Source organism: Micromonospora globbae (genome assembly GCF_003610785.1).
Taxonomy (GTDB): domain Bacteria; phylum Actinomycetota; class Actinomycetes; order Mycobacteriales; family Micromonosporaceae; genus Micromonospora; species Micromonospora globbae.
In genome coordinates this window covers 177188-200429 of sequence record NZ_RAQQ01000005.1, presented here as the reverse complement: position 1 = coordinate 200429, position 23242 = coordinate 177188, and the positions used below count along the sequence as shown (strand labels likewise).

Here is a 23242-nt window from a genome sequence, read left to right as displayed (position 1 = left end):
GGACGGGTCCCCTGGTCCTACGGAACACCGCGACGGCGAGCGGCCCGCCCGGAGCACACGCTCCGGACGGGCCGCACGGATTCGGCCGGTCGGTCAGTTCCGCGCCGGGGTCACCTGGATCATGGCGTACGAGTTGTCCCTCGCCGCCTTCTTGACGGTGAGCGAGACGCCGAAGTTGACGCCCTGGTCACCCGGGTTGCCCGTGCCCAGCACGATGGCCCCGCCACCGAGCGTCACGCCGTAGAACTCCGGCGCCGGCGTGCCGTCCGGGTGGGTCACCCGGGTGGTGTACGGCGCGTTGTTCCGCGACGGCAGCACGACCGACGCGTCGACGTCACGGGCGTACGCCGCGCCGTCCCGGATCTCGATGCCCGGGTACCACCCCTTGGCGTCCGTGAACGTCTTCACCGGCGCCTGCGGCCCGAACTTGGTGCAGTACTCGCTGTACGGCTCGCCCGCGGCCTCCAGGCACTCCTGGAAGGGGTAGGTCGGGTTCAGCGAGAACGCCGCGTTCGACGACTGCGGACGGCTCGGCAGGTTGTCCTGCACCGACGGGTCCTTCTCGGCCGCCGTGCCGCGACGACGCAGCGGGTCGAAGTGCGAGTCGACGATCAGCAGACCACCCTTCGCGCCGTAGCTCGGCAGAGCGGTGAGCTGCCCGGTGACCGCGTTCGAGTCGCCGAGCGTGGTGTCCCGGTACCAGACCAGCATGCCCGGGGCGTTGTACGCGATCCGGTCGACCTTCCACGCGTCGCGCGAGTAGACCGTGTCGTAGGCGTACTTCAGGCCCTTGTCGAAGCCGTCGAAGTTGCGCCACTCCGCCAGGTAGTAGTGGGCCTGGACCTCGGTGCCGCTGGTGATCCGCCAGCCCGTGCCGCTGGTGTCGACGAAGGTGCCGCCGGTCGCCGTCCAGCCGTTGGCGCCGCTCTCCACGTCGTCGCTCCACGTGGTGGCGCCGCCGCCGGTCACCGAGAAGTCGTCGGCGAACCAGCCCCGCTCGACGAACGCCTCGTCGGTCGCCTGACGCAGCCGCAGCTGGACGGTCGTCCCCGCGTACGGCGACAGGTCGACGTAGTCGTGGCGCCAGCCGTCGGTGGTGCCGGTCAGGCCGTACTTCTTGCCGCCGAAGTCGTGCATGCGGCCGTTCGGGTCCTGGTAGTTGTCATCGGTGCTGACCAGGTTGCCGGCCTCGTCGTACACCTTCAGCTCGGTCCAGGAGGTGCCGCCGTCCGTCGAGACCTCGACGAAGCCGTAGTCCCAGTCCTGCTCGATGACGTAGTTGTTCCACATCCAGAACTTCGCGTCCGCGGCCGCCGGCACGTCGACCGAACGGGTCAGCTTGACGTCGGCCCAGTCCTGGTCGTTGCCGCCGTGCCACATGTTGGACCCGCTGTGCGGCGTGGCCAGCGTGATGACCTTGTCCGGCAGGTCGACCTTGATGCCGTCCTCCGTGCCGCGCGGCGTACGCGAGGTCTGCCCGACCTTCACCGTGCGCGACTTCGAGCCGGGGGCGATGGTGAGCGGGTCGGCCCAGCCGAGGACCCACTTGTCCCACAGACCCATGTGGGTCGGCAGCGCCTGGAAGATCTCACCGGAGTGCGACCCGGACGCCATCAGGTCCCAGAAGTCCACGTCGGAGTCGGCCGCGCCGGACGTGTCGTAGAGGTCCGGCAGACCGAGGTCGTGGCCGAACTCGTGGGCGAACACACCGACGCCGGCGTCCTCCGGCTGGACGATGTAGTTCGACACCTGGAGGTTGGTGCCCGGGATGCGGTAGCCGCCCGTCACCGTCGAGGAGTGCGCCCAGACGGCGTACACGCCCTGCGCGCCACCGCCGCTCGACTTGCCCTTGCCGGCGTGCACCAGCACCAGGTGGTCGATCACGCCGTCCGGCTCGAAGACGTTGCCGTCACCGTCCCGGTCGCCCTGGTCCTCGATGTCGTAGTCGGCCCACGGGAAGTCCGGGTCCATGGCGGCCAGGGCGTCGATCGCGTCGGTGGCCAGCCGGCCCACGCCGGCCGGGTTCTCCGGGTGGCCGTTCATCGACTGCTCACGGCCGGCGACCCAGTTGCCGTTCTCGTCCTGGAAGCAGCGGTTCGCGGCGTACCAGGCCTCCGAGTGCGGCACGGTGATCCAGGGGCTGGCCTGCCCGTCGACCGTGTACGCGCCCTTGGACATCTCCAGGTACATGTTGTGCATCGTGCGACCGGAGATGTCGATGCCGGGCCGGCCGTCGGGGCCCCGCAGGTCCTTGCGCACCCGCTCGGTGATGCCCCGCTTCGTGTAGAGCATCTTGTCGTAGTGCTGCGGCGAGAAGTCCGGCACCCACATGGAGTTGTTGTCCTTGTGGGGCAGGCTCGCCGGGTTCGGGATGTTGTTGTGCTTCGGGCCGTTCTGCACGGTGCCCGGGACGCAGGTACGGTCCTCGAACACCGTCCTCGGCACCATGACGTTGGTGAAGTCGTCGTTGGCCTGGTCGTTGAACTCGACCAGCAGCGTCAGCAGCTTCGCCGTCTGGGTGGACGGGGCCCGCTTGATGTTCCGCGGGTTCTTCCCGGTCTTGATCGACTTGGCCTCGATCCGGGCGAGCTCCCGCGCGGCCAGCGGGTTGCCGCGGGCGTGCTTACGGTCGAACTCGCGAAGGTCGTCGAACTTCGGGACGTACACGCCGTCCTTGCCCTTGACCTCGCGGCCGGCCGTGTCCGGCTGCACCTCCGGTTCGGCGTAGTTGATGTAGTGCTCGTCGGCTCCGATCACCGCCAGGGGGGCGGCCGAGGTCGTCTCGGCCGCCGCGCTGCCCGCCACGGTCAGTGACGTGGCAGCGAGGGCGATGGCGGGTAGCGCGACGAGTAGGCGCCGGCGCGACCCGGACTGCGGTTGTCTGTTCATGCCGCTCCGTTTCTCGGGCATGGGAGGCAGGACTGCCGGCCGTCCCGTCGAAGTGACATCCGTCGAAACGACGCGGCCTGCGTGAACCTAAAGCACGAGGGGACCGCAGCGACAGGGGTCGAAGCCTGCCTGTGTCCGTTCAGCTTCTCGCGGTTCCTCCGACCGACCGATGTGACACCGCGTACCGGGTGTGGTTGCGGACCGTAAGACACGACGGAGGGTGGCGGCCCACCGGACCGCCACCCTCCACGGTGTACGACCTGCGTCAGTCCTCGTCGGACTTGCCGCCGCCCATGCCGGCGGAGATCAGCTCCATGACCGAGGAGTCCTGGAGGGTGGTGACGTCCCCCAGCGACCGGTGCTCGGCCACGTCCCGCAGCAGCCGGCGCATGATCTTGCCGGAGCGGGTCTTCGGCAGCTCGGGCACCAGCATGATCTGCCGCGGCTTGGCGATCGGGCCGAGCGTCTTCGCCACGTGGTTGCGCAGGTCGGCGATGAGCTGCTCGCCCGCCTCGCCGCCGGTCTCCGCGCTGCCGCGCGGGATGGCGAACGCCACGATGGCCTGCCCGGTGGTCGGGTCGGTGGCGCCGACCACCGCCGCCTCGGCCACCGACGGGTGGCTGACGAGGGCCGACTCGACCTCCGTGGTGGAGATGTTGTGCCCGGACACCAGCATCACGTCGTCCACCCGGCCGAGCAGCCAGATGTGCCCGTCGTCGTCCTTCTTCGCGCCGTCACCGGCGAAGTAGACCCAGTCGCCGCCGCTGTTGGCGCCCGCGCCGAACCGCGACCAGTACGTATCGAGGAAGCGGTTGTCGTCGCCCCAGACCGTCCGCAGCATCGACGGCCACGGCTCCTTAAGCACCAGGTACCCGCCGCCGCCGTTCGGCACCGACGCGCCCTGGTCGTCCACCACGTCGGCGACGATCCCCGGCAGCGGCGTCATGGCGCTGCCCGGCTTCGCCTCGGTCACGCCCGGCAGCGGGGAGATCATGATGGCTCCCGTCTCGGTCTGCCACCAGGTGTCCACGACGGGCAGCTCACCCCGGCCGATGTGCTGGCGATACCAGATCCACGCCTCCGGGTTGATCGGCTCCCCGACACTGCCGAGCAGCCGCAGCGAGGAGAGGTCGTACCCGGCCGGGATGTCCTCGCCCCACTTCATCATCGTGCGGATCAGGGTCGGCGCCGTGTAGAGGATCGTCACCTTGTACCTGTCGACGATCTCCCACAGCCGGCCCTTGTGCGGCGTGTCCGGGGTGCCCTCGTACATCACCTGGGTGGCACCGTTGGAGAGCGGCCCGTACACGATGTAGGAGTGGCCGGTGACCCAGCCGATGTCCGCCGTGCACCAGTAGACGTCCGTCTCCGGCTTCAGGTCGAAGACCGCGTGCGTCGTGTACGACGTCTGCGTGAGGTAGCCGCCGGTCGTGTGCAGGATGCCCTTCGGCCGGGCGGTGGTGCCGCTGGTGTAGAGGATGAACAGCGGGTGCTCGGCGTCGAACGGCTGCGCGGTGTGCTCGGGCGAGGCCGTCTCGACCGTCTCGTGCCACCAGTGGTCCTTCTCCGACCAGGCGACGTCCTCCCCGGTGCGGCGGACCACCAGCACGTGCTCCACCGACGGGCACTTCGCCACCGCCTCGTCGACGGTCGGCTTCAGCGCCGACGGCTTGCCCCGCCGGAAGCCGCCGTCCGCGGTGATGACCACCTTCGCGGAGGCGTCCTGGATCCGGTTGGTCAGCGCGTCGGCCGAGAAGCCGCCGAAGACCACGCTGTGCGTGGCGCCGATCCGGGCGCACGCGAGCATCGCGACCGCGGCCTCCGGGATCATCGGCAGGTAGATGGCCACCCGGTCGCCCGCGGTGACGCCCAGGTCGGTCAGCGCGTTCGCCGCCTGGCAGGTCAGCCTGTGCAGATCCGCGTACGTGAGCGTCCGCGTGTCGCCCGGCTCGCCCTCCCAGTGGATCGCCACCTTGTCACCGCGGCCGGCCTCCACGTGTCGGTCCAGGCAGTTGTACGCGACGTTGAGCTGGCCGCCGACGAACCACTTCGCGAACGGCGCGTTCGACCAGTCGAGCACCTGGTCCCACTGCTTCGCCCAGGTCAGCCGCCCGGCCTGCCGCTCCCAGAAGGCCAGCCGGTCGGCCGCCGCCTCGTCGTACGCGTCGGCCTTCACGTTGGCGTTCGCGGCGAGTTCGGCCGGTGGCGGGAACTGGCGCGTCTCGTTCAGCAAGTTGGCCAATGCCTCGCTCATCCGTACTCCTCGTCGCTCGGGTGACCTGCGTCTCGTCTGGGGGAGAGGTTAGTCCGGCCGCCCAACGGTGGCGACCGCCGGCCGCCCGCACCGCGCTCAACGGCCGCCGCGCCGCGCCCAGTTGCACGTGGGGCCCCTGCCGACCGATCGTCGACCCCTCGTCCTGACGCGCCTCGCCCGGTGGCCCGGGCGATATTCGCGGCCGGTTGGTCACTGGGCCGCAGGGCGGGTCGCTAGCGTGGCGGGGTGACCACCGATCCGCTCGCCCCGCTGCTCGACCTCGCCGACATCGCGCCCGCCGTACGCCAGGCGCGGGACCGGTTCGACGAGGCGCTGCGGCACCGCGCGCTGCGCCGGCACGGCGGCCAGGTCGCGGCCGAGGTCAGCCTCCGGTCCGCGGTGGCGAGCGCCGCGCTCGAGGGGTACGCGCACGAGCGCGAGGCGGTCCGGGCGGGCACCGTCACCGATCCGGTGCTCCAGGGCGCGCTGCGGGTCGCCGGGGCGCTGCCCGGGCTCGCCGAACTGTGGCCGAAGGCGCCCCGGCAGGTGCTGGCCCGGCTGCACGTGCTGGCCGCCCGTGACGTCGTACCCGAGCCGGAGCTGGGGCGGCCGGTGCCCGAGCCGGTGGTCGGCGCCCGCCTCGACGGCCTCGCCGCCCTCGTGGCCGGCGGCACGAAGGTCTCCCCGCTGGTGCTCGCGGCCGTCGTGCACGGGGAACTGCTGGCGCTGCGGCCGTTCGCCGGCCCGTCCGGCGTGGTGGCCCGCGGCGCGGCGCGGCTGGTGCTCCTGTCCACCGGCACCGACCCGCGCGGCCTGCTCGCCGTCGACGTCGGCCACCATGAGCGGGAACCGGAGTACGTGGGGTCGGCCGGCGCCTTCGCCACCGGCACACCGGACGGTCTCCGCTCCTGGCTGCGGCACTACATGACGGCCGTCGAGGTGGGCGCCGACCAGCTCACCCGCATCGGCGACGAGGTGCTCGCCGCCTCCTGACGCCGAGGCTCGCCCGCGGTCGCCCCGGTCAGGCCGTCGTGGTGGAGGCGGACCGGGTGCGGCGGTGTCGGCCGTACCAGGCGATGCCGATGGCCACCCCGACACCGACGCTGAGCGCGGCCGCCGCCATCGGCACGGCCGGGCGCTCGCGCAGCCGCCGGCCCAGCGGGATCGGGTGGCGGAACTCCAGCACCGGCCAGGCGTTCTCGGTGGCCAGCTTGCGGAGCTGACGGTCCGGGTTCACGGCGGTCGGGTGGCCGACGCACTCCAGGAGCGGGCGGTCGGTGTACGAGTCGGAGTAGGCGTACGAGTCGGCCAGGTCGTAGCCGCGTTCGGCGGCCAGCCGGGTGACCGCCTCGACCTTGCTCGGGCCCGCCGCGTAGAACTCGACCTCGCCGCTGTACCGGCCGTCCTCCACCGCCATCCGCGTCGCGATCACGTCGGTGACCCCGAGCAGTTCGCCGATCGGGCGCACCATCTCCTCGCCGGAGGCGGAGACGAGCACGACGTCCCGGCCCGCCGCCTGGTGCTCCTCGATGAGGGCGGCGGCCTCCGCGTACACGTACGGGTTGATCAGCTCGTGCAGCGTCTCCGCGACGATCTGGCGGACCTGCTCGACCTGCCAGCCCTTACAGAGCGTGGCCAGGTAGTCCCGTGTGCGGGCCATGGTCTGCTCGTCGGTGCCGCCCAGCCGGAACATCAGCTGCGCGTACGCCGACTTGACCACGTCACGGCGTGTGATTAGCCCGTCCCGGTAGAACGGGCGACCGAACGCCAGGGCGCTCGACTTCGCGATGACGGTCTTGTCCAGATCGAAAAAAGCGGCACCTTGGCCCACGGCGCGAAAGTCTAGCCGGATGGTCTATGGTCGGCGGGTGCCCGGGGTCCGTTGATCTCCAGATGGGTGGATCGACGCGGTCGGCTCCGCGCACAGTGATCGCGATCACACTCTGCGGAAACAAATTCGCAGGGAGTGGAGTGAACAGCACTCGACGTAACAGGTCCGCTCAGGCAGACTTGTGCGCACGACGAGTACTCATATCTCGGACAGCAGCAGGCCCTCGGCGGTTGCACCCCCCGTAACCGCTGAGTTGGTTCGGCTCGACCCCCCCCGGAGCCGAACCTCCCGACGACCCCCGTCTCCCCCCGACGGGGGTCGTCCCTTTCCGCCCAGACCGCTCCGCCGCAGGTCACCGTAGCCCGGAACTCGTCGCGGTGCCCGCTCCTGGCGCGGGCAGCGGCCGGGGCTCTTCGTATAACGATTGAGCCTCGTTGACGGTCGCCCATGACCGCCACCATGATCGAGATACCGTCGGACGGCCGGACTCGGTGGGGGCGCGGCCGGCCGCGTGTGAGCCCCGTCTCAGGCCGCGAAGCGGTCGATGGCTGTCGCGAGGTCGTCCCCGGTCAGGGGCCGTTGCAGTTCGCTGAGGATCCCTGCCGCGGCGGGAAGCGCGTGCTGCTGGTTGGTGAGGACGACGCTCACGTGGTCCGTGTCGGGGACGAGCAGCATCGCGGCTCGGTATCCCGGCAGGCGTCCGTTGAGGTACATCTGGCCCGAGGGGCCGAGCGCCCAACCGAGGCCGTACGTCATGGGGTCGTCGGGCCTCGTGCGCGGCCGGCGGACCTCCTCGAGGAGGGCCTTGTCGCCGAGCAGTCCCTCCCCGAGCGTCAGGAGGTCGGAGACGCACGACCACAAGCCTCCGCTGGGGCGGCGCGAGCGCGGGTAGTCGGCCGCTGGAAGTTCGGTCGGACCGTCCCATCCGGTGATCGGGTCACCCGGTGCGTCGAAACCCGTTCGGTCGAGGTTCCACGGTTCGAGCAGCGTCTTCTTCAGTGCCGTCTCGTACCGCGCGCCGTCGAGAGCCGCGAGGAGAGCGCCGGCCAGGAAGTAGTTGCCGTTGTAGTAGGACCAGCGGGCCCCGGGCTCCCGGTCGTTCCCGGCGCGCACCACGAGCCGGGCCGCCTCGTCGACCGCGTGGTCCCCACCCAGACCGGCCACGGCCGTCGCGTCCACGGACTCGCGCAGCCCCGAGACCTGCCCGAGGATCTGTTCGACGGTGAGACTCGCGTCGGCCCGCCAGTCGGGCGCGAGATGGGGAAGGAGTTCGACGGCGGGGGTGCTCAGTGGGACGCCCTGCTCTCGCAGTGCCAGCACGAGCGCGGCCGAGGTGAAGGTCTTCGTCAACGACGCGATCCGGAAGCACGAATCCGAGGTCGCCCGGACCGTCCCGCGAGTGGCCACACGTCGTGTCCCCGCGACGGACAGCCCCGCTACCACGGCCGGGACGCCGTGAAGATCAGCCCGCGTGTCGAGCACGTCCTGAAGACTCACGGCAGGCATCTTTCCAGCGCAGGCCGCGGCGATCCACCTGGCGTGGCGCCGCCGCCGGGGGTCTCGCCGGTATCGCTGCCATAGCAGATCGACGGCCGCGGCGGGCGTTGTCCACAGCCGGCGGAGTTGTCCACAGATCATGTCGGCGGGACGGCCGGCGGCGCGCATCGCGAGCAGGGTCTGGCTCAGCACCTTCGAGCCCTGACCGCTGGAGGCCGCGATGCCACCCCGTACGTCTGCCCCGTCACCCGGCCGGCGACCGCTCGTCGTCACCGGCGACGGTGACCTCCTCGATGACCTGCTCCGGCTCGCCGCCGCCAGCGGCACCGAGGTGGAGCTCGCTTCCGACCCGGCGGCCGCCCGCACCCGCTGGCTGCCCGCGCCGCTCGTCCTGGTCGGCGTCGACCAGGCCCAACCCTGCCTGCGGGCACGGCTGCCGCACCGGCCCCGACTCGTGCTGGTCGGCCAGACCGGGCAGCTCGATCCCGGCTGGCAGATCGCCGAGCTGATCGGCGCCGAGCACGTGGCCATCCTGCCCGCGGCCGAGCCGTGGCTGGTCGACCGCTTCGCGGAGCACGGCACCGACCGCCCGGTGGCGGCCGCCCGGATCGTCGCCGTGATCGGCGGCCGGGGCGGCGCGGGGGCGAGCATCCTGGCCGGCGGGCTCGCGGTCACCGCGGCCCGTGCCCGGCTGCGCACCCTGCTCGTGGACGCCGACCCGCTCGGCGGCGGGCTCGACCTCGTCCTTGGCTGGGAGCAGATGGACGGTTTCCGCTGGCCGGCGCTCACGGGCGCCGACGGCCGGGTGGACGCACCCGCACTCGTCCGGTCCCTGCCCCGCGAGGGTGACCTCGTACTCCTCTCCTGGGACCGGGGCGACCTGCTCCCGCTCCCGGCCCCCGCGATGGCGGCCACCCTGGACGCCGCACGGCGGGGCCGGGACTTCGTGGCGGTCGACCTGCCCCGACAGCTCGACGACGCCGCCGTCGTCGCGCTCCAGGCCGCCGACCGGGCGTACGTGGTCGTGCCCGCGGAGCTGCGCGCCACCGCCGCGGCGGCGCGGGTGGCGGCGTCCGCGGCACCGCACTGCGCCGACCTCTCGGTCATCGTCCGCGGGCCGGCGCCCGGACGGCTCCGCGCGGACGAGGTGGCGCGTGCGCTGAATCTGCCGCTGGCCGGCACGCTCCGGCCGGAGCCGGCGATCACCCGGGGTCTCGAGCGGGGCGAGGCCCCCACGGCCACCGGTCGCGGTCCGCTGGCCACCCTGTGCCAGCGGATCGTCGCCGAGGTGACGGGCACGGCCACGGCGGGTGCGGCATGACCGGGCCGCGGGACGACGGTCTCTCCGCGCGGGTGCGGCAGCGGATCGCGGCCACGGCGGCACCGGTCACACCGGCCGCGATCGTCTCGGCCGTACGCGCCGAGTCCACCGCCGCGATCCTCGGCGACACCACCGTGCTCCGGATGGCCGACCAGGTCCGTGACGACCTGGTCGGGGCCGGCCCGCTCGCCCCCTTGCTGGCCGACCCGCGGGTGACGGACGTGCTGGTCAACGGCACGCGCGTCTGGGTCGACCGCGGCGAGGGCCTGCACCAGGTGGCGGTGCCGGTGGGGTCGGTCGACGACGTACGGCGGTTGGCGCAGCGGCTGACGGCGAGCGCCGGGCGGCGGCTCGACGACGCTTCCCCGTACGCCGACGCGCGGCTCGCCGACGGCACACGGCTGCACGCCGTGCTGCCGCCCGTGGCGACCGACGGACCGTACCTGTCGCTGCGGACGTTCCGCCAACGACCGTTCACCCTGGACGAACTGGTCCGGCAGGGCACGGTGCCCCGTCCGGTCGCATCCCTGCTCGCCGCCGTCGTGGCCGCCCGGCTCGCGTACCTGGTCACCGGCGGTACGGGGTCAGGCAAGACGACCCTGCTCAACACGCTGCTCGGCCTGGTGCCGGCGACCGAGCGCATCGTGCTCGTGGAGGACGCCGCCGAGCTGCAACCGACCCACCCGCACGTGGTGGGGCTCCAGGCGCGGACGGCCAACGTCGAGGGGTCGGGCGTGGTCGGGCTGTCGGACCTGGTCCGACAGGCGCTGCGGATGCGACCGGACCGCCTGGTCGTCGGGGAGTGCCGCGGCGGGGAGGTCGTGGACCTCCTCGCCGCGCTGAACACCGGCCACGACGGCGGCGCGGGGACGCTGCACGCGAACGCGCCGTCCGACGTACCGGCGCGCCTGGAGGCGTTGGGGATGCTCGGCGGCCTGCCGCGCGCCGCGTTGCACGCCCAGGTGGCCGCCGCGCTCCAGGTGCTCCTGCAGGTACGCCGGAGCGACCGCGGCCGGGTGCTGGAATCGGTCTGTCTGCTGCTGCCCGAAGGGCCGGACCGGCTCGTGACCGTGGTGCCCGCCTGGACACGCGGGCCGGGGCCCGGCCCGGCCGCCCCGACGCTCGCCACCCTCCTGCGTGAGCGGGGCGTGCCGGTGCCACCGATCCTCCACGGATCGGCGGGTCCGGCATGAGCACCGTGGTGTGGTCCGCCGCGGCGGTGCTGCTCGCGGCGGCTGTGCTCGTCGCCGGGCCGCTGCGCGGCGCTCGGGCGCGACGCCGCGCGGTGGCGGGTGCGGCGGGTGGTCCCCGTCGGGCGGCCGAGGATCCCCTGGTCGGCTGGATCGCCGAGTTGGGGCGGACGCTCGACGGCCCGCGCGGTCCGCTGTCCGGGCGGGATGCCGGTGAGTCGCCCTTCGGCCGGGACGCCAGTGGGTCGTCGTCGGGCCGCGACATCGGTGCGCACTCGGGGCGCGGTCCCGGCGGGTCGTCGTCGGGCCGGGATGTCGGTGTGCCGTCGGGGAGGGATCGCGGCGGGTCGTTGTCCGGCCGGGACCGCGGCAGGCCGTCGGGCCGGGATCCCGATGCCTCGTCGTCGGGACGGGACGCCAACGCGGCGTCGATGTCCGGCCGGCACCGTGGTGGGGCTCCGGTGATCGGGGCACCGGCGGTGAGCGAGCGGACCGAGGTCCACTCGACACGAGTCACGACCGCGCCGGCCGGAACGCCGCCGGCCCCGGGGAGCGCACTCCCGGCGCCGGCGGCCGCACCGCCGCTGGCAGCGCCTCCGGGTCGAGCGGTGTCCATCCCGGATCCCCGGGCGGCCGTCCCCGACGGAGGCACCGGTTCCCGAGCCGCACACGTCACCCGGCCGGGGACGCCGTACCCGTCTCACCGCCGGCCGGGGCCCGGTCGTCCCTCCGGTGCGGCCCGACCACCGGGGCGCCGGGACGGTCGGGGTCCGGCGGGGCTGGGCGGTATGCCGTCGGCCGGTGCGGCCGTCGGCCGCCGATGGCCTCTCGCCGCGCCCCAGGCAGGAGCCCGCACCCGGTGGGCGAACCTCGTGGTCCGTGCACCGCGACGTGCCCTGATCCTCGCGGCTCTGGCCGGCGCCGGGGCAGGCGGCCTGCTCGCCGGGCCGGTCGCCGCCGTCGCTCTCGCGGCGTACGGCGCGATCGGCGTCCGCGCGGCGATCGGTTGGCAGACGACCCGGCGGGCCGAGCAGACCCGGCGGCAGCGGCTGGACGGCCTGTGCGGCCTCGCCGCTGATCTGCGCGCGGGGTTGCCGGCGACCATGCTGACCGACCTCATGACGTCACCCGGACCGGCGCCCCTGAGAACGTCGGCCGGGGCGGACGCGCCACCGACGGGACCGGGCGGCGCGATGACCGAGCCGCAGGAAAACGGCACATCCGACCGGCTCGACCGGCTCGCGTCGGCCGCCGTACGCCTCGCCGACCGCACCGGCGCACCCCTCGCCGATCTCCTGGAGCGGATCGAGGCCGATGCCCGGTCGACCGATCGTGGGCTCGCCGCCGCGGCGGCCCAGGCGGCCGGCGCGCGAGCCACCGCCTGGCTGCTGGCTGCCCTGCCGCTGGGCGGCATCGGGCTCGGCTACGGCATCGGAGTGGACCCGGTGCAGGTGCTCCTGCACACCCCGGTCGGCGCGGTGTGCACGGTGCTGGCGGTCGCCCTCCAGGCGGCAGGGCTGTTCTGGGCCGAACGGCTCGGTGCGCCGGGGCGGGCCGCCTGATGTCGCGGGCGACGCTGGCCGCGGGCTGTCTGGTGGCGGCGGCACTCGTGGTCGGCGCGACGGGGCGGCGCCCGCTGCGCCGCCTGCGCGCCCTGGGGGACGGCAGCGGGCGCGGCACGTCCCGTGGCGGGTTCGGTGGCGGCGGTCCGGGGCGATCCGGCGGTGCGGCATCCGCCGGTACCACGGCCGCTGCGGCCGGCCCGCTGTCCAGCGCGGCGGTCCCTGCGGGCGACGGCCACCCGTGGGGCGACGACGTCTCGGCCGGCCGGGGGACGTCCCTGTGGCGGCCGGACCGGATCCGACTCGCCGCGGCGCTGGGCGGGCTTGCGGTGGCCGTGATCGTGGGCGGCTGGCTCGGCCTGCTCGGCGCGGTGCCCGGTGCGGTGCTGCTCGACCGGCTGCTCCGGCGGATCGAGTCGCCCGCGGTCCGCGCCCGGCGGCTCCAGGAGGCGGCCGACCTGCCGCTCGCCGCCGACCTGCTGGCCGCGGCCATGCGGGCGGGCGCACCGGTGGACCGCTCCGTGCTGGCCGTCGCCGAGGCGCTCGACGGCCCGCTCGCCGTCCGGCTCGGGCGGGTCGGCCGCACGCTGCAACTCGGTGGCGGCCCGGAGGAGGCGTGGTCGGCGCTCGACGGCGTACCGGGGGCGGAGCGGCTGGCCTCGGCCGCGTACCGGTCGTCGAACAGCGGTGCCGCACTGGCCGGTGCGTTCACCAGGCTCGCCGACGACCTGCGGGCGGACCGGGCCACCGCGGCCGAGGCGTCGGCCCGCCGGGCTGGCGTCCTCATCGTCCTGCCGCTGGGGCTCTGCTTCCTGCCGGCCTTCATTCTCGCCGGCCTCGTGCCGGTGATCGTCGCCGTCCTCGGCGACGTGCTGTGACACCCATCGAGAAAGGGGTACGTGACGTGCGCAAACTGCTCGCCCGCCTGCGCGGGGACGCCGGGATGAACACGGCCGAGTACGCCGTCGGCACGCTCGCGGCGGTCGCCTTCGCGGGCATCCTGCTGAAGGTGCTGACGTCCGGGAACGTCCAGTCCGCGCTGACCGCCGTCATCGACCGGGCGCTCAAGTGATCAGGCGCCGGCTGGCCGGCCGCGACCGCGGCTCGTTCACGGCCGAGCTGGCGGCCGGCCTGCCGGCGCTGCTGCTGCTCCTGCTCGCCGGACTGACCGCGGTCGACGCCGTCAGCACCCGGGCGGCCTGCCTGCACGCGGCGCGGGAGGCGGCGTTGGCGGCCTCCCGGGGCGAGGACGGTCCGTCCGCCGGAGCCCGCGCCGCCCCGCCGGGCGCCGACGTCACCGTCGCCGTGGGCGGCGAGCGGGTGCAGGTGACGGTACGGGCGCCCGTCCGGGCGCTCGGCACCCGGCTTCCCCGGATCACCGTGGTGGCCACGGCGGTCGCCGCCGTCGAGCCCGGCGTCCCCGGCGAGCCGTCGTGAGCGGTCTGCGGTGCCGGCGAGCCGTCGTGAGCGGTTCGCTGTGCCGGCGCGTCGCCGTGGAGCCGGGTGACGTGGTCGGACACGGGCGCCGACCCTGGCGGTGGGCCGGTGTAATGCCGGGCGAGGTGGCCGCACGCAGGGGGCGCCACGAGCCCATGGCGTTGCGGTCGGCGCCGACCGTCCGGGACGGTCCCGACCGGGGCGGCGCCACCGTGTGCCTGCTCGCCGTCGGGTTGGTGTTCGTGGTGGTCGGGGTGTTCGGCGCGACGGTCGGCGCCGCCCGGATGGCGCGGCAGCAGGCGGCGGTGGCCGCGGACCTCGGCGCACTAGCCGGCGCGGCGAGGACGCTCGATGGTGAACCGGTCGCCTGCGCGACGGCGACCGACCTCGCGGCGCGCAACGGAGGGCGGCTGGTGGCGTGCCGGCTCGACGGGCTCGACGTGGTGGTCACCGCCGAGGTCGCGGTCAGCCCGCTCCCGGGCCTGACCCGTGTCGCGACGGCCACCGCCCGGGCGGGCCCGGTGCGCGGCTGAAGCCGGGACGGTCGCCCACGGTCAACTGCCGACGCCACGCCGCCGCCCGGCACCGTCGGGTCCCCACCCGCGCCCGGCCCGCCGGGCAGTGTGGCCGCTCCGAGCGGTCGGCCGGAGGGCGTTCGGACCTGCGGATGGCCGCTCCGCGCCGCCACCACCGCCGTGCCCAGGCCCCGTCCCCGCACGACCGGCCGTGGGTGCTGGTCGCCGCTTCGACCCACCGGGCCAGCACCGGCCATCCCGACCGGCCGGGCAGTACAGCCCATTCCGGCCGGCCGGGCAGTACCGGCCGTTCTGACCCGCTGGGCGCTGCCGGCCAATCCTTCGCGCGGCGGGCGCACCGGCCGTCGGCACCGCCGGTGACCCCGGCGCGGCCGGTGAGCCGACGCCACCAGCCCGGCGCTGACCGAGGCCGGGTGCCCGCGCAACGGGCGGACGCGGGCCGGGACGCCGGATCGTCGTCGGCGTCCCGGCCGGCGGCTCAGCGGGCCTGGAGGGCGTCCAGCGCCACGGCCATCGCGATGACGAGCCGGCGGTCGATCTGCGGGTGCTGGATCTCGACGACGTACCGGTCGCGCAGGCCCCACTTCTTCACCACCGAGAAGACGGGCTGGCCGCCGGCGGTGAAGTCGAAGTGGTACGGCAGCCAGGAGAGCGAGTCGACGAACCGCCGCAGCAACGCCACGGGCAGGCTGCGCTCCTGACCGGTGATCTGCGGCAGGCCGGCCTGCTCGACGTGCCAGGTGGAACGGAGCAGGGACTGGGCGAAGTCCTTGCGGAACAGGCCGATCGGGTTGCCGGCGGCGTCGGTCACGTCGTACGTGGCGCCGAGGTCGAGGACCTGACGGGCCCGGAAGCCGAGGACCGGCTGCTGCTTGGTGTCGTCGGTGTAGAGGGTCACCTGCTCCTTGAAGGCGAGGCGCTTCTGCTGCGCGAAGGCCAGCAGTTCACCCTCGGTGCCGTCGGGCGCCACCGCGTGGACCTCGTACTGGTTGACCATCAGCCGCACCCGCTGGCGGATGTGGAACCGCTGCTGGGACTGCAACATGTCGAGCTGCATCGTGTTCTCCTCCGTAAACGTCGCCGGAGTGTTGCACATCACGCTCGTCCCCGCCTGCCCACCCGTTCACCCGATCCGCCCCCTTGTGGACGGCGATGACATCAAGCGCCCGGGAGCGACGTGTTCGTACCAGGGCCCGCGAGCCCCGCGCAGACACCAGCGCCAGGAACACAGGGCGCCAGAGGGCAGCCGCGCACGGGGCGCGGGCGGTCAGGACGGCAGGTTGGCCAGCACCACGTCCAGCACCCGGATCGCGTCCGCCTTCGACAGCGGGTTGTTGCCGTTGCCGCACTTCGGCGACTGCACGCAGGACGGGCAGCCGGCCTCGCACGCGCACTCGGCGATCGCGTCCCGGGTCGCCCGCAGCCAGGTGGCCGCCGTGCCGTACGCGCGCTCGGCGAAGCCCGCCCCGCCCGGGTGTCCGTCGTAGACGAACACGGTCGGCGCCTCGGTGTCCGGGTGCACGGCGGTGGAGAGCCCGCCGATGTCCCAGCGGTCGCAGGTGGCGATCAGCGGCAGCAGCCCGATCGCCGCGTGCTCGGCGGCGTGCAGCGCCCCCGGCACGTCGGCCGGCTCGACACCGGCCGCCGCCAGCGACTCCGGCGACAGGGTGAACCAGACGGCGACCGTGCGCAGTTCCCGGGCCGGCAGGTCCAGCGGGCGGGTGTCGATCACCTCGCCGGACGCGATCCGCCGCCGCTGGTAGGAGACCACCTGGCTCGTGACGTCCACCTCGCCGAGGAACATCCCGACCGGCCCGGCGTCGACGTACGAGCGCACCGACACCACGGAGACGTCGGTGACGTCCCGGGCGTGCGTGGTCCAGTCCGGCTCCTCGGCGTGCACCAGCGCGCACCCGTCGGCCAGGTCCAGCTCGTCCACCACGTACGACACACCCTGGTGCAGGTAGACGGCGCCGGGGTGGAGCAGGAAGTGCGACGAGCCACCGTCGACCGTGCCGAGCAGCCGGCCGGTGGACGCCTCCACCACGCACACCGGCGCGCCGCCCTCGCCCCGCAGGTCCACCTCGGGCCGTTCCCGGTGCCGCCAGTACCAGCCGGTGGGCCGTCGCCGCAGCGCGCCGGCCGCCACCAGGTCGTCGACGGCCTCCTTCGCCCCGTCGCCGAAGAGCGCCAGGTCGGCGGGGGTGAGCGGCGCCTCGGCCGCGGCGCACGCCAGTTGGGGCGCGAGGACGTACGGGTTGGCCGGGTCGAGCACGGTGGCCTCGACCGGCCGCCCGAAGACCGCCTCGGGATGGTGCACGAGGTAGGTGTCGAGCGGGTCGTCCCGGGCCACCAGGACGGCCAGCGCCTCCTGCCCGGAGCGGCCCGCCCGGCCGGCCTGCTGCCACAGCGAGGCCCGGGTGCCGGGGTAGCCGCAGATCAGCACCGCGTCCAGCCCCACCAGGTCGACGCCCAGCTCCAGTGCGTTGGTCGAGGCCAGCCCGAGCAGGTCCCCGTCCAGCAGCGCCCGTTCCAGCTCGCGCCGCTCCTCACGCAGGTAGCCGGCGCGGTAGGCGGCCACCCGGTCGCCGAGCCCGGGCACCGCCTCGTCCAGCGCGCGCCGGGCGTTCGCGGCCACCACCTCGGCGCCCTTGCGGGACCGGACGAACGCGAGCGTGCGTACGCCCGCGGCGACCGTGTCGGCGAGCAGGTCCGAGGTCTCCCGCAGCGCGGACCGGCGGACCGGCGCGAGGTCGGCGGTCTCGGCCGAGGTGTCGGCCGAGGGGAGCAGCGGCGGCTCCCACAGCGCGAAGGTGACACCACCCCGGGGGGAGGTGTCCTCGGTCACGGCGGCCACCGGCAGCCCGGTGAGCCGTCCGGCCGACGTGGCCGGGTCGCCCGAGGTGGCGGAGGCCAGCACGAAGACGGGTGTGTCGCGCGAGCCGGCGGGCGAGGAGGCGCGGCCCGCGGATCCGCTGAGTCTGCGGAGCCGGCGCAGCACGTGGGCGACGTGCGAGCCGAACACGCCCCGGTAGGTGTGGCACTCATCGACCACCACGTACGCGAGCCGGCGCAGGAAGCCCGACCACTGGGCGTGCCCGGGCAGGATGCCGTGGTGCAGCATGTCCGGGTTGGTCAGCACGAACCGGGAGTGCCGACGGATCCACTCCCGCTCGGCGCGCGGGGTGTCCCCGTCGTAGCAGGCGGGGCGTACGCCCTCCAGCTCCAGCTCGGCGACGGCGCGCAACTGGTCGGCGGCGAGCGCCTTCGTGGGCGCCACGTAGAGCACGGTGGCCCGCGGGTCGGCGAGCAGGGTCGCGAGCGCGGGCAGCTGGTACGCGAGGGACTTGCCGGACGCGGTGCCGGTGGCCACCACCACGTGCTGGCCGTCGTACGCCAGGCTGGCCGCCTCGGCCTGGTGCCGCCACGGCGCGACCACCCCGCGCCGGGCGAACGCCGCGCGCAGCTCCTCGGGGACCCATTCCGGCCACGGCACCGGCAGCCCCGCCCGGGCGGGCACCCGCTCGACGTGGGTGACCGGGTCGGCGTCGGCGCGGGCGCGCAGCCGGGCCAGCAGGTCGGCGGGCGAGTGCCCGGGGCCGGCCGGCAGGTGGGCGGGAGCGGCGCCGGCGGATACGGTGGCGGCGGACGACGGTTCCAGGTCGTGGCGCGGCGCCAGGCGCGCCGGTCCGGGGCCGTCGTAAGTCACGTACTGCACTCTCGCACTGGTGTTCGGAGATGAAAAGCCGGGGCCCGGGGTATGGGGGGCTGCGCCGGTGACCACTGCGTCGTTCGGCGGTAGTGGTTAGATGCCGAGGAGAGTTTACGGCTCTTGCGAGGAGGACCGATGGAGCTGTCGCTGGCGACCCGCGCCGTGGGGGAGCACACGGTGCTCGAGGTCGGCGGTGAGGTGGACGTCTACACCGCACCCCGGTTGCGCGAGCGGCTCCTCGAACTGATCGACGGTGGCGCCCGGCACGTGGTGGTGGATCTCGGCCGGGTCGACTTCCTCGACTCGACCGGGCTCGGTGTGCTGGTCGGCGCGTTGAAGCGGCTGCGCTCGGCGGGCGGCTCGTTCGCCCTGGTCTGCGACAAGGAGCCACTGCTCAAGATCTTCCGGATCACCGCGCTCGACCAGGTGTTCCCGCTGCATCCCACGGTCGACGCGGCGGTCGGCGCGGACCCGGCCGGTGCCGGCGCGTGATGGCGACGGTCAAGCTCTCCTTCTCCCCGGCGCCGGTGCACGTGCGTACCGCGCGCCTGGTCGGCGTCGCGGTCGCCCGGCGGGCCGGGGTCCGCGAGGACCTGCTCGACGAGGTACGCCTGGCGATCGGCGAGGCGTGCACCCGGGCCGTCGCCCTGCACCGCCAGTACGGGTTGTCCGACCCGGTGCTCGTGGAGATGTCCGACGCGGGCCAGTACACCGTCCGGGTCGTCGACCGGGCCCCCGTCGAGGCGAGCGTCGGCCTCGCCGCCCTTCCCCCCGACGAGCTGGCCAACGAGTCGCTCACGGACGAGGCGCTCACCACCGGGGTGGGCTTCGCGCTCCTCGCCGGGTTCGTGGAGGACCTCCAGGTCCGCCCCGTCGACGAGGGCATCGGCACCGAGGTGCGGATGGTCTGGCCGGTCGGCCGCTGACTCCTGGATCCACACAGGCCGCGTTCCCGCTGGAACGCGGCCTTTTGGCATGGACCCGTTCCTATATCAGATTTTCCCTCATAACACAGCGACGAAGATCATCGAGGTGGGGTGCACCCTCGGTGTGACCTCGGACACTGCGGAGGGCTACAGTACCCGGGTTGTCAGCAAGTGATCCATCCCGCAGCCAGCGGGGACGGTGTTCATCGCTGGTCCGCTGGGGTGGGCTCGGCGGGCGCTTGCGAGTCCGCATCCAGGCGCCGGCCGGTGCGTCTCCACCGGCCGGGGCGTGTTCGGTACAGGAGGACACAGATGTCCGAGACCTTGGCCGCCGAGGGCGGCGGGCTTTCCCTTACCGGAGCCAATGTCACGTACGTCGTCATCGCCGCGGTGATCGCGCTGGTGGCGCTCGTCTTCGCCGCCGCCCTGACCAGGGCGGTCCTGGCGGCCGGCAAGGGCACCACCAACATGCAGGAGATCTCCGGGGCCGTCCAGGAGGGCGCCTCGGCCTACCTGCTCCGGCAGTTCCGCACCCTGGCGATCTTCGTCGTCATCGCCGTGGTACTGCTCTTCCTGCTCCCGGTGCACGACACCGACGGCAGCGAGACCGCCGTGAAGATCGGCCGGTCGGCGTTCTTCGTGGTGGGCGCGCTGTTCAGCGCGTTCATCGGCGGCGCCGGCATGTGGCTGGCGACCCGGGCCAACCTGCGGGTGGCGGCCGCCGCCCGCGAGCGGGAGGGTGGCCGGGAGTCGGCCATGAAGATCGCCTTCCGTACGGGCGGCGTGGTCGGCTTCCTCACCGTCGGCCTCGGCCTCTTCGGCGCGGCGCTGGTCGTGCTGATGTTCCGCGGCGACGCCCCGACCGTGCTGGAGGGCTTCGGCTTCGGCGCCGCGCTGCTGGCCATGTTCATGCGGGTCGGCGGCGGCATCTTCACCAAGGCGGCCGACGTCGGCGCCGACCTGGTCGGCAAGGTCGAGCAGGGCATCCCCGAGGACGACCCCCGCAACGCCGCCACCATCGCCGACAACGTGGGCGACAACGTCGGTGACTGCGCCGGCATGGCGGCCGACCTCTTCGAGTCGTACGCCGTGACCCTGGTCGCCGCGCTGATCCTCGGCCGGGCCGCGTTCGGCGAGGAGGGCCTCGTCTTCCCGCTGATCGTCTCCGGCATCGGCGCGGTCATCGCGATCCTCGGCGTCTTCATCACCCGGCTGCGGGCCAGCGACCGTTCCGGCCTGACCGCCATCAACCGAGCCTTCTACGCCTCGGCGCTGGTCTCCGCGGTGCTGGTGGCCATCGCCACGTACGCGTACCTGCCGGCGAGCTTCGCCGAGCTGGAGGGCGGGCTGATGGGCGTCAGCGAGAACCCGCGCGTGGTGGCGATCGGCGCCGTGGTCATCGGCATCGTGCTGGCCGCCGCGATCCAGGCGCTGACCGGCTACTTCACCGAGACCAACCGGCGCCCGGTGCAGGACATCGGGAAGAGCTCGCAGACCGGTCCGGCCACGGTCATCCTCGCCGGCATCAGCGTCGGTCTCGAGTCGGCCGTCTACTCGGCGCTGCTGATCGGCGCCGGCGTGTTCGGCGCGTTCCTGCTGGGCGGCAGCTCCATCACGCTCTCGCTCTTCGCGGTCGCGCTGGCCGGCACGGGTCTGCTCACCACGGTCGGCGTGATCGTCGCCATGGACACGTTCGGCCCGATCTCCGACAACGCCCAGGGCGTGGCGGAGATGTCCGGCGACATCGACGAGCACGGCGCGCGCACGCTCACCGAGCTGGACGCGGTGGGCAACACCACCAAGGCGATCACCAAGGGCATCGCGATCGCCACGGCGGTCCTCGCCGCGACGGCGCTGTTCGGGTCGTACACCGACACGCTGCGCACGGCGTACGCGGACGCGGGCGTCGGCGACGTCGGCACCGAGATCCTGAACTCGCTCAACGTGGCCAACCCGCGGAACCTCGTCGGCCTGATCGTCGGCGCGGCGGTGGTCTTCCTCTTCTCCGGGCTCGCGATCAACGCGGTCTCCCGTTCGGCGGGCGCCGTGGTGATGGAGGTCCGGCGGCAGTTCCGCGAGCTGCCCGGCATCATGGACCGCACCCAGCGGCCCGAGTACGGCAAGGTCGTGGACATCTGCACCCGGGACGCGCAGCGCGAGCTGATGACCCCCGGCCTGCTGGCCATCATGGCGCCGATCGCGGTCGGCTTCGGCCTCGGCCCGGGCGCGCTCGCCGCGTACCTGGCCGGCGCGATCGGGGCCGGCACCCTGATGGCCGTGTTCCTCGCCAACTCCGGTGGCGCCTGGGACAACGCCAAGAAGCTGGTCGAGGACGGCGCGTACGGCGGCAAGGGCTCCGAGTCGCACGCCGCGACCGTCATCGGCGACACCGTCGGCGACCCGTTCAAGGACACCGCCGGCCCGGCGATCAACCCGCTGATCAAGGTGATGAACCTGGTCTCGCTGCTGATCGCGCCGGCCGTGGTGGCGTGGAGCGTGGGCACCGACAAGAACACCGGCCTGCGGGTCACCATCGCGGTGGTGGCCGCGCTGGTCGTCGTCGCGGCCGTGGTGTTCAGCAAGCGCAAGGGCGTAGCGATGTCCGACTCGGACGCCGGCGACGGCACCGGCTCGGGCAGCGCCGACCAGCGGCCGGAGACCGTTCCGGCCTGACCCGTACCGCACCGGGGCCCCGGCTGGCGTCCGTCGCCGGCCGGGGCCTCCGCGCAAACCTGAGCGGTGCCGGCGTCCGGTGAAGGTCGTACGCTGCAACGCATGCGTACGTGCCGGGCGACTGCCGTCGGAAAGCTCACGGTGGTCCTGGCCACGCTCACCCTGGTCGTCGCCGGCTGTGGCGGCGGGCCCAGTCCCCGTGCCTGGGCGGCCTCGGTCTGCTCGGCGCTCGCACCGTGGCGGTCGGAGATCAGCAGGCTGACCAGCAGCACCGACCAGCAGATGACCGCGCAGACCACTCCCGCGCAGGCCAAGGAGAACCTGGTGCGTCTCTTCGAGGGCGCCGAGCAGGCCAGCGAGACGGCCCGGCGCAAGGTCGAGGAGGCCGGAGTGCCGGAGACCGAGCACGGCGAGGAGATCTCGGCGGGTTTCCGCAGCACGCTGGCGAAGATGCGCGACGCGTACGGTCGCGCGGGTGACGCCATCGACGGGCTGGACACCGGCGAGCCCACCGAGTTCTACGACGGTGTCCGGGCCGCCGTGGAGGCGCTGAACAAGGAGTACGACGCCAGCGGGCTGGACACGAGCCGGCTCAACTCGGAGGAGCTGAAACGGGCCTTCGACGAGGTGCCGGAGTGCCATTGAACGGGCTCGACGGACCGTCGGGGGCGGACCCGCTCCCGGCGCTCTTCCCGGTGCCCGACACCGCCCCGCCGGACGTCGTGACGCGATCCGCCCGGGGACCGGCCGCCGCCGTCCGCGCGGAGGGGCCGGAGGAGGCCGGACGGCAACTCGTCTTCTTCGGCGCCGAGACGGCCGACCCGTCCGTGGCCGATCTCGCGGGGCTGCTCGCCGGCCCCGCCGAGGTGGTCCGCATGGGCGGCACGGCGCGGCTCTCGGTCGTGGTGGACGCCGCCTGGCGGGTGCACGTCCTCGTGTCCGAGCTGGGTCAGCGGGGGCTGTCGGCGACCTGGGAGCCCACCGACGACGAGCGGCACGCGGTGCGCACGTCGTACACCCGGACGTTGAAGCCCCTCGCGGTGGCCTGGCTGGACGGGGTGGCCAAGCGGCCGCCGGCCGGCTTCCACCTCACCGGCCGGCGGCTGCGGCTCTGGCTGGCCGCCGCCGGGGTCGCCGAGCCGCCCGGGTTCCTGCTGCGGCTGGGTGCCGCCGATCACCACTGCTGGGAGCCGGTCGGCCGGGCGCTGGCCGCGGTCGGACTCGCCGGTGACCTCGTCGGCCCGGACGCCGGCGGGCCGGCGTACCGGATCACCGGGCGCCGCCGGTTGCGCCGGCTCGCCGAGCTGGTGGGCGACCGCCCGGCCGCCGCGCCACCGCCGGCCTGGCCGTGACGCGCCCGGCCGCCGCCGGCCTGGCCGTGACGCGCCCGCCGGGCCGCCGGCCTGGCCGTGAC

At 73.9% G+C, this 23242-nt stretch carries 18 protein-coding genes and 1 pseudogene; 13 read left to right on the top strand and 6 right to left on the bottom strand.

What is annotated here, in order from left to right:
* Positions 1–93: 93 nt before the first annotated feature.
* Together D7I43_RS08935 and acs are read right to left on the bottom strand one after the other, a co-directional pair.
* Positions 94–2889: an immune inhibitor A domain-containing protein gene (locus D7I43_RS08935; protein ID WP_120327945.1), complete on the bottom strand. Its 2796-nt coding sequence runs from the start codon at positions 2887–2889 to the stop codon at positions 94–96.
* Between the two features lie 265 nt (positions 2890–3154).
* Positions 3155–5143, bottom strand: coding sequence for an acetate--CoA ligase (gene acs, locus D7I43_RS08930; RefSeq protein ID WP_120327944.1), 1989 nt, complete (start codon positions 5141–5143; stop codon positions 3155–3157).
* 246 nt (positions 5144–5389) lie between these two features.
* Here acs and D7I43_RS08925 point away from each other — a divergent pair, with 246 nt between their 5' ends.
* Positions 5390–6136: a Fic family protein gene (locus tag D7I43_RS08925; RefSeq protein WP_120327943.1), complete on the top strand. Its 747-nt coding sequence runs from the start codon at positions 5390–5392 to the stop codon at positions 6134–6136.
* 28 nt (positions 6137–6164) lie between these two features.
* Here D7I43_RS08925 and D7I43_RS08920 read toward each other — a convergent pair whose 3' ends face one another.
* A complete protein-coding gene (locus D7I43_RS08920) occupies positions 6165–6974 on the bottom strand; it encodes an HAD family hydrolase (RefSeq protein WP_120327942.1) in 810 nt (269 codons plus the stop codon).
* Between the two features lie 525 nt (positions 6975–7499).
* Positions 7500–8480 (bottom strand): serine hydrolase domain-containing protein, encoded by a 981-nt coding sequence (locus D7I43_RS08910; RefSeq protein WP_240032865.1) that lies wholly within the window; start codon positions 8478–8480, stop codon positions 7500–7502.
* A gap of 211 nt (positions 8481–8691) precedes the next feature.
* Here D7I43_RS08910 and ssd point away from each other — a divergent pair, with 211 nt between their 5' ends.
* The 7 genes and pseudogenes from ssd (at position 8692) to D7I43_RS08875 (ending at position 14514) form a co-directional block, all read left to right on the top strand.
* The gene (ssd, locus tag D7I43_RS08905) at positions 8692–9792 is read left to right on the top strand and encodes a septum site-determining protein Ssd (protein WP_120327939.1); all 1101 of its coding nucleotides are present in this window, start codon (positions 8692–8694) and stop codon (positions 9790–9792) included.
* A complete protein-coding gene (locus tag D7I43_RS08900) occupies positions 9789–10985 on the top strand; it encodes a TadA family conjugal transfer-associated ATPase (RefSeq protein WP_120327938.1) in 1197 nt (398 codons plus the stop codon). Before ssd ends, D7I43_RS08900 begins: the two co-directional genes overlap by 4 nt.
* A 749-nt stretch (positions 10986–11734) precedes the next feature.
* A pseudogene (locus D7I43_RS08895) lies at positions 11735–12544 on the top strand (type II secretion system F family protein); the annotation flags it as partial.
* Between the two features lie 278 nt (positions 12545–12822).
* Positions 12823–13422 (top strand): type II secretion system F family protein, encoded by a 600-nt coding sequence (locus D7I43_RS08890; protein WP_240032880.1) that lies wholly within the window; start codon positions 12823–12825, stop codon positions 13420–13422.
* A gap of 65 nt (positions 13423–13487) precedes the next feature.
* The gene (locus D7I43_RS08885; RefSeq protein WP_208418639.1) at positions 13488–13616 is read left to right on the top strand and encodes a DUF4244 domain-containing protein; all 129 of its coding nucleotides are present in this window, start codon (positions 13488–13490) and stop codon (positions 13614–13616) included.
* Positions 13613–13981, top strand: coding sequence for a TadE family type IV pilus minor pilin (locus D7I43_RS08880; RefSeq protein WP_120327937.1), 369 nt, complete (start codon positions 13613–13615; stop codon positions 13979–13981). The genes D7I43_RS08885 and D7I43_RS08880 overlap by 4 nt, the downstream gene beginning before the upstream one ends.
* 155 nt (positions 13982–14136) lie before the next feature.
* The gene (locus tag D7I43_RS08875) at positions 14137–14514 is read left to right on the top strand and encodes an Rv3654c family TadE-like protein (protein ID WP_120327936.1); all 378 of its coding nucleotides are present in this window, start codon (positions 14137–14139) and stop codon (positions 14512–14514) included.
* Between the two features lie 481 nt (positions 14515–14995).
* On the opposite strand, the gene D7I43_RS08870 is transcribed toward D7I43_RS08875, so the two are convergent.
* Both D7I43_RS08870 and D7I43_RS08865 read right to left on the bottom strand, forming a co-directional pair.
* Positions 14996–15574: an LURP-one-related family protein gene (locus D7I43_RS08870; RefSeq protein WP_120327935.1), complete on the bottom strand. Its 579-nt coding sequence runs from the start codon at positions 15572–15574 to the stop codon at positions 14996–14998.
* Positions 15575–15784: 210 nt separating this feature from the next.
* Positions 15785–18226: a DEAD/DEAH box helicase gene (locus tag D7I43_RS08865; protein WP_120328070.1), complete on the bottom strand. Its 2442-nt coding sequence runs from the start codon at positions 18224–18226 to the stop codon at positions 15785–15787.
* A gap of 138 nt (positions 18227–18364) precedes the next feature.
* Between D7I43_RS08865 and D7I43_RS08860 the strand changes: the two genes are divergently transcribed.
* The 5 genes from D7I43_RS08860 (at position 18365) to D7I43_RS08840 (ending at position 23180) form a co-directional block, all read left to right on the top strand.
* Entirely contained in the window at positions 18365–18721 is a 357-nt protein-coding gene (locus tag D7I43_RS08860) for an STAS domain-containing protein (protein ID WP_120327934.1), read from the top strand.
* Complete coding sequence (locus D7I43_RS08855; protein ID WP_120327933.1) at positions 18718–19155, top strand: ATP-binding protein; 438 nt, start codon at positions 18718–18720, stop codon at positions 19153–19155. Before D7I43_RS08860 ends, D7I43_RS08855 begins: the two co-directional genes overlap by 4 nt.
* A 312-nt stretch (positions 19156–19467) precedes the next feature.
* Entirely contained in the window at positions 19468–21828 is a 2361-nt protein-coding gene (locus D7I43_RS08850; protein WP_120327932.1) for a sodium-translocating pyrophosphatase, read from the top strand.
* Positions 21829–21930: 102 nt separating this feature from the next.
* On the top strand, positions 21931–22473 hold the full coding sequence (locus tag D7I43_RS08845; protein ID WP_120327931.1) for a hypothetical protein: 543 nt from the start codon (positions 21931–21933) through the stop codon (positions 22471–22473).
* Entirely contained in the window at positions 22464–23180 is a 717-nt protein-coding gene (locus D7I43_RS08840; RefSeq protein ID WP_120327930.1) for a hypothetical protein, read from the top strand. Before D7I43_RS08845 ends, D7I43_RS08840 begins: the two co-directional genes overlap by 10 nt.
* Positions 23181–23242 lie beyond the last annotated feature (62 nt).

Coding starts and splice junctions, on each gene's coding strand:
- D7I43_RS08935 (WP_120327945.1), bottom strand. CDS start 2,889: ATGAACAGACAACCGCAGTCCGGGTCGCGCCGGCGCCTACTCGTCGCG.
- acs (WP_120327944.1), bottom strand. CDS start 5,143: ATGAGCGAGGCATTGGCCAACTTGCTGAACGAGACGCGCCAGTTCCCG.
- D7I43_RS08910 (WP_240032865.1), bottom strand. CDS start 8,480: ATGCCTGCCGTGAGTCTTCAGGACGTGCTCGACACGCGGGCTGATCTT.
- ssd (WP_120327939.1), top strand. CDS start 8,692: ATGCCACCCCGTACGTCTGCCCCGTCACCCGGCCGGCGACCGCTCGTC.
- D7I43_RS08900 (WP_120327938.1), top strand. CDS start 9,789: ATGACCGGGCCGCGGGACGACGGTCTCTCCGCGCGGGTGCGGCAGCGG.
- D7I43_RS08885 (WP_208418639.1), top strand. CDS start 13,488: ATGAACACGGCCGAGTACGCCGTCGGCACGCTCGCGGCGGTCGCCTTC.
- D7I43_RS08875 (WP_120327936.1), top strand. CDS start 14,137: ATGGCGTTGCGGTCGGCGCCGACCGTCCGGGACGGTCCCGACCGGGGC.
- D7I43_RS08870 (WP_120327935.1), bottom strand. CDS start 15,574: ATGCAGCTCGACATGTTGCAGTCCCAGCAGCGGTTCCACATCCGCCAG.
- D7I43_RS08860 (WP_120327934.1), top strand. CDS start 18,365: ATGGAGCTGTCGCTGGCGACCCGCGCCGTGGGGGAGCACACGGTGCTC.
- D7I43_RS08850 (WP_120327932.1), top strand. CDS start 19,468: ATGTCCGAGACCTTGGCCGCCGAGGGCGGCGGGCTTTCCCTTACCGGA.
- D7I43_RS08845 (WP_120327931.1), top strand. CDS start 21,931: ATGCGTACGTGCCGGGCGACTGCCGTCGGAAAGCTCACGGTGGTCCTG.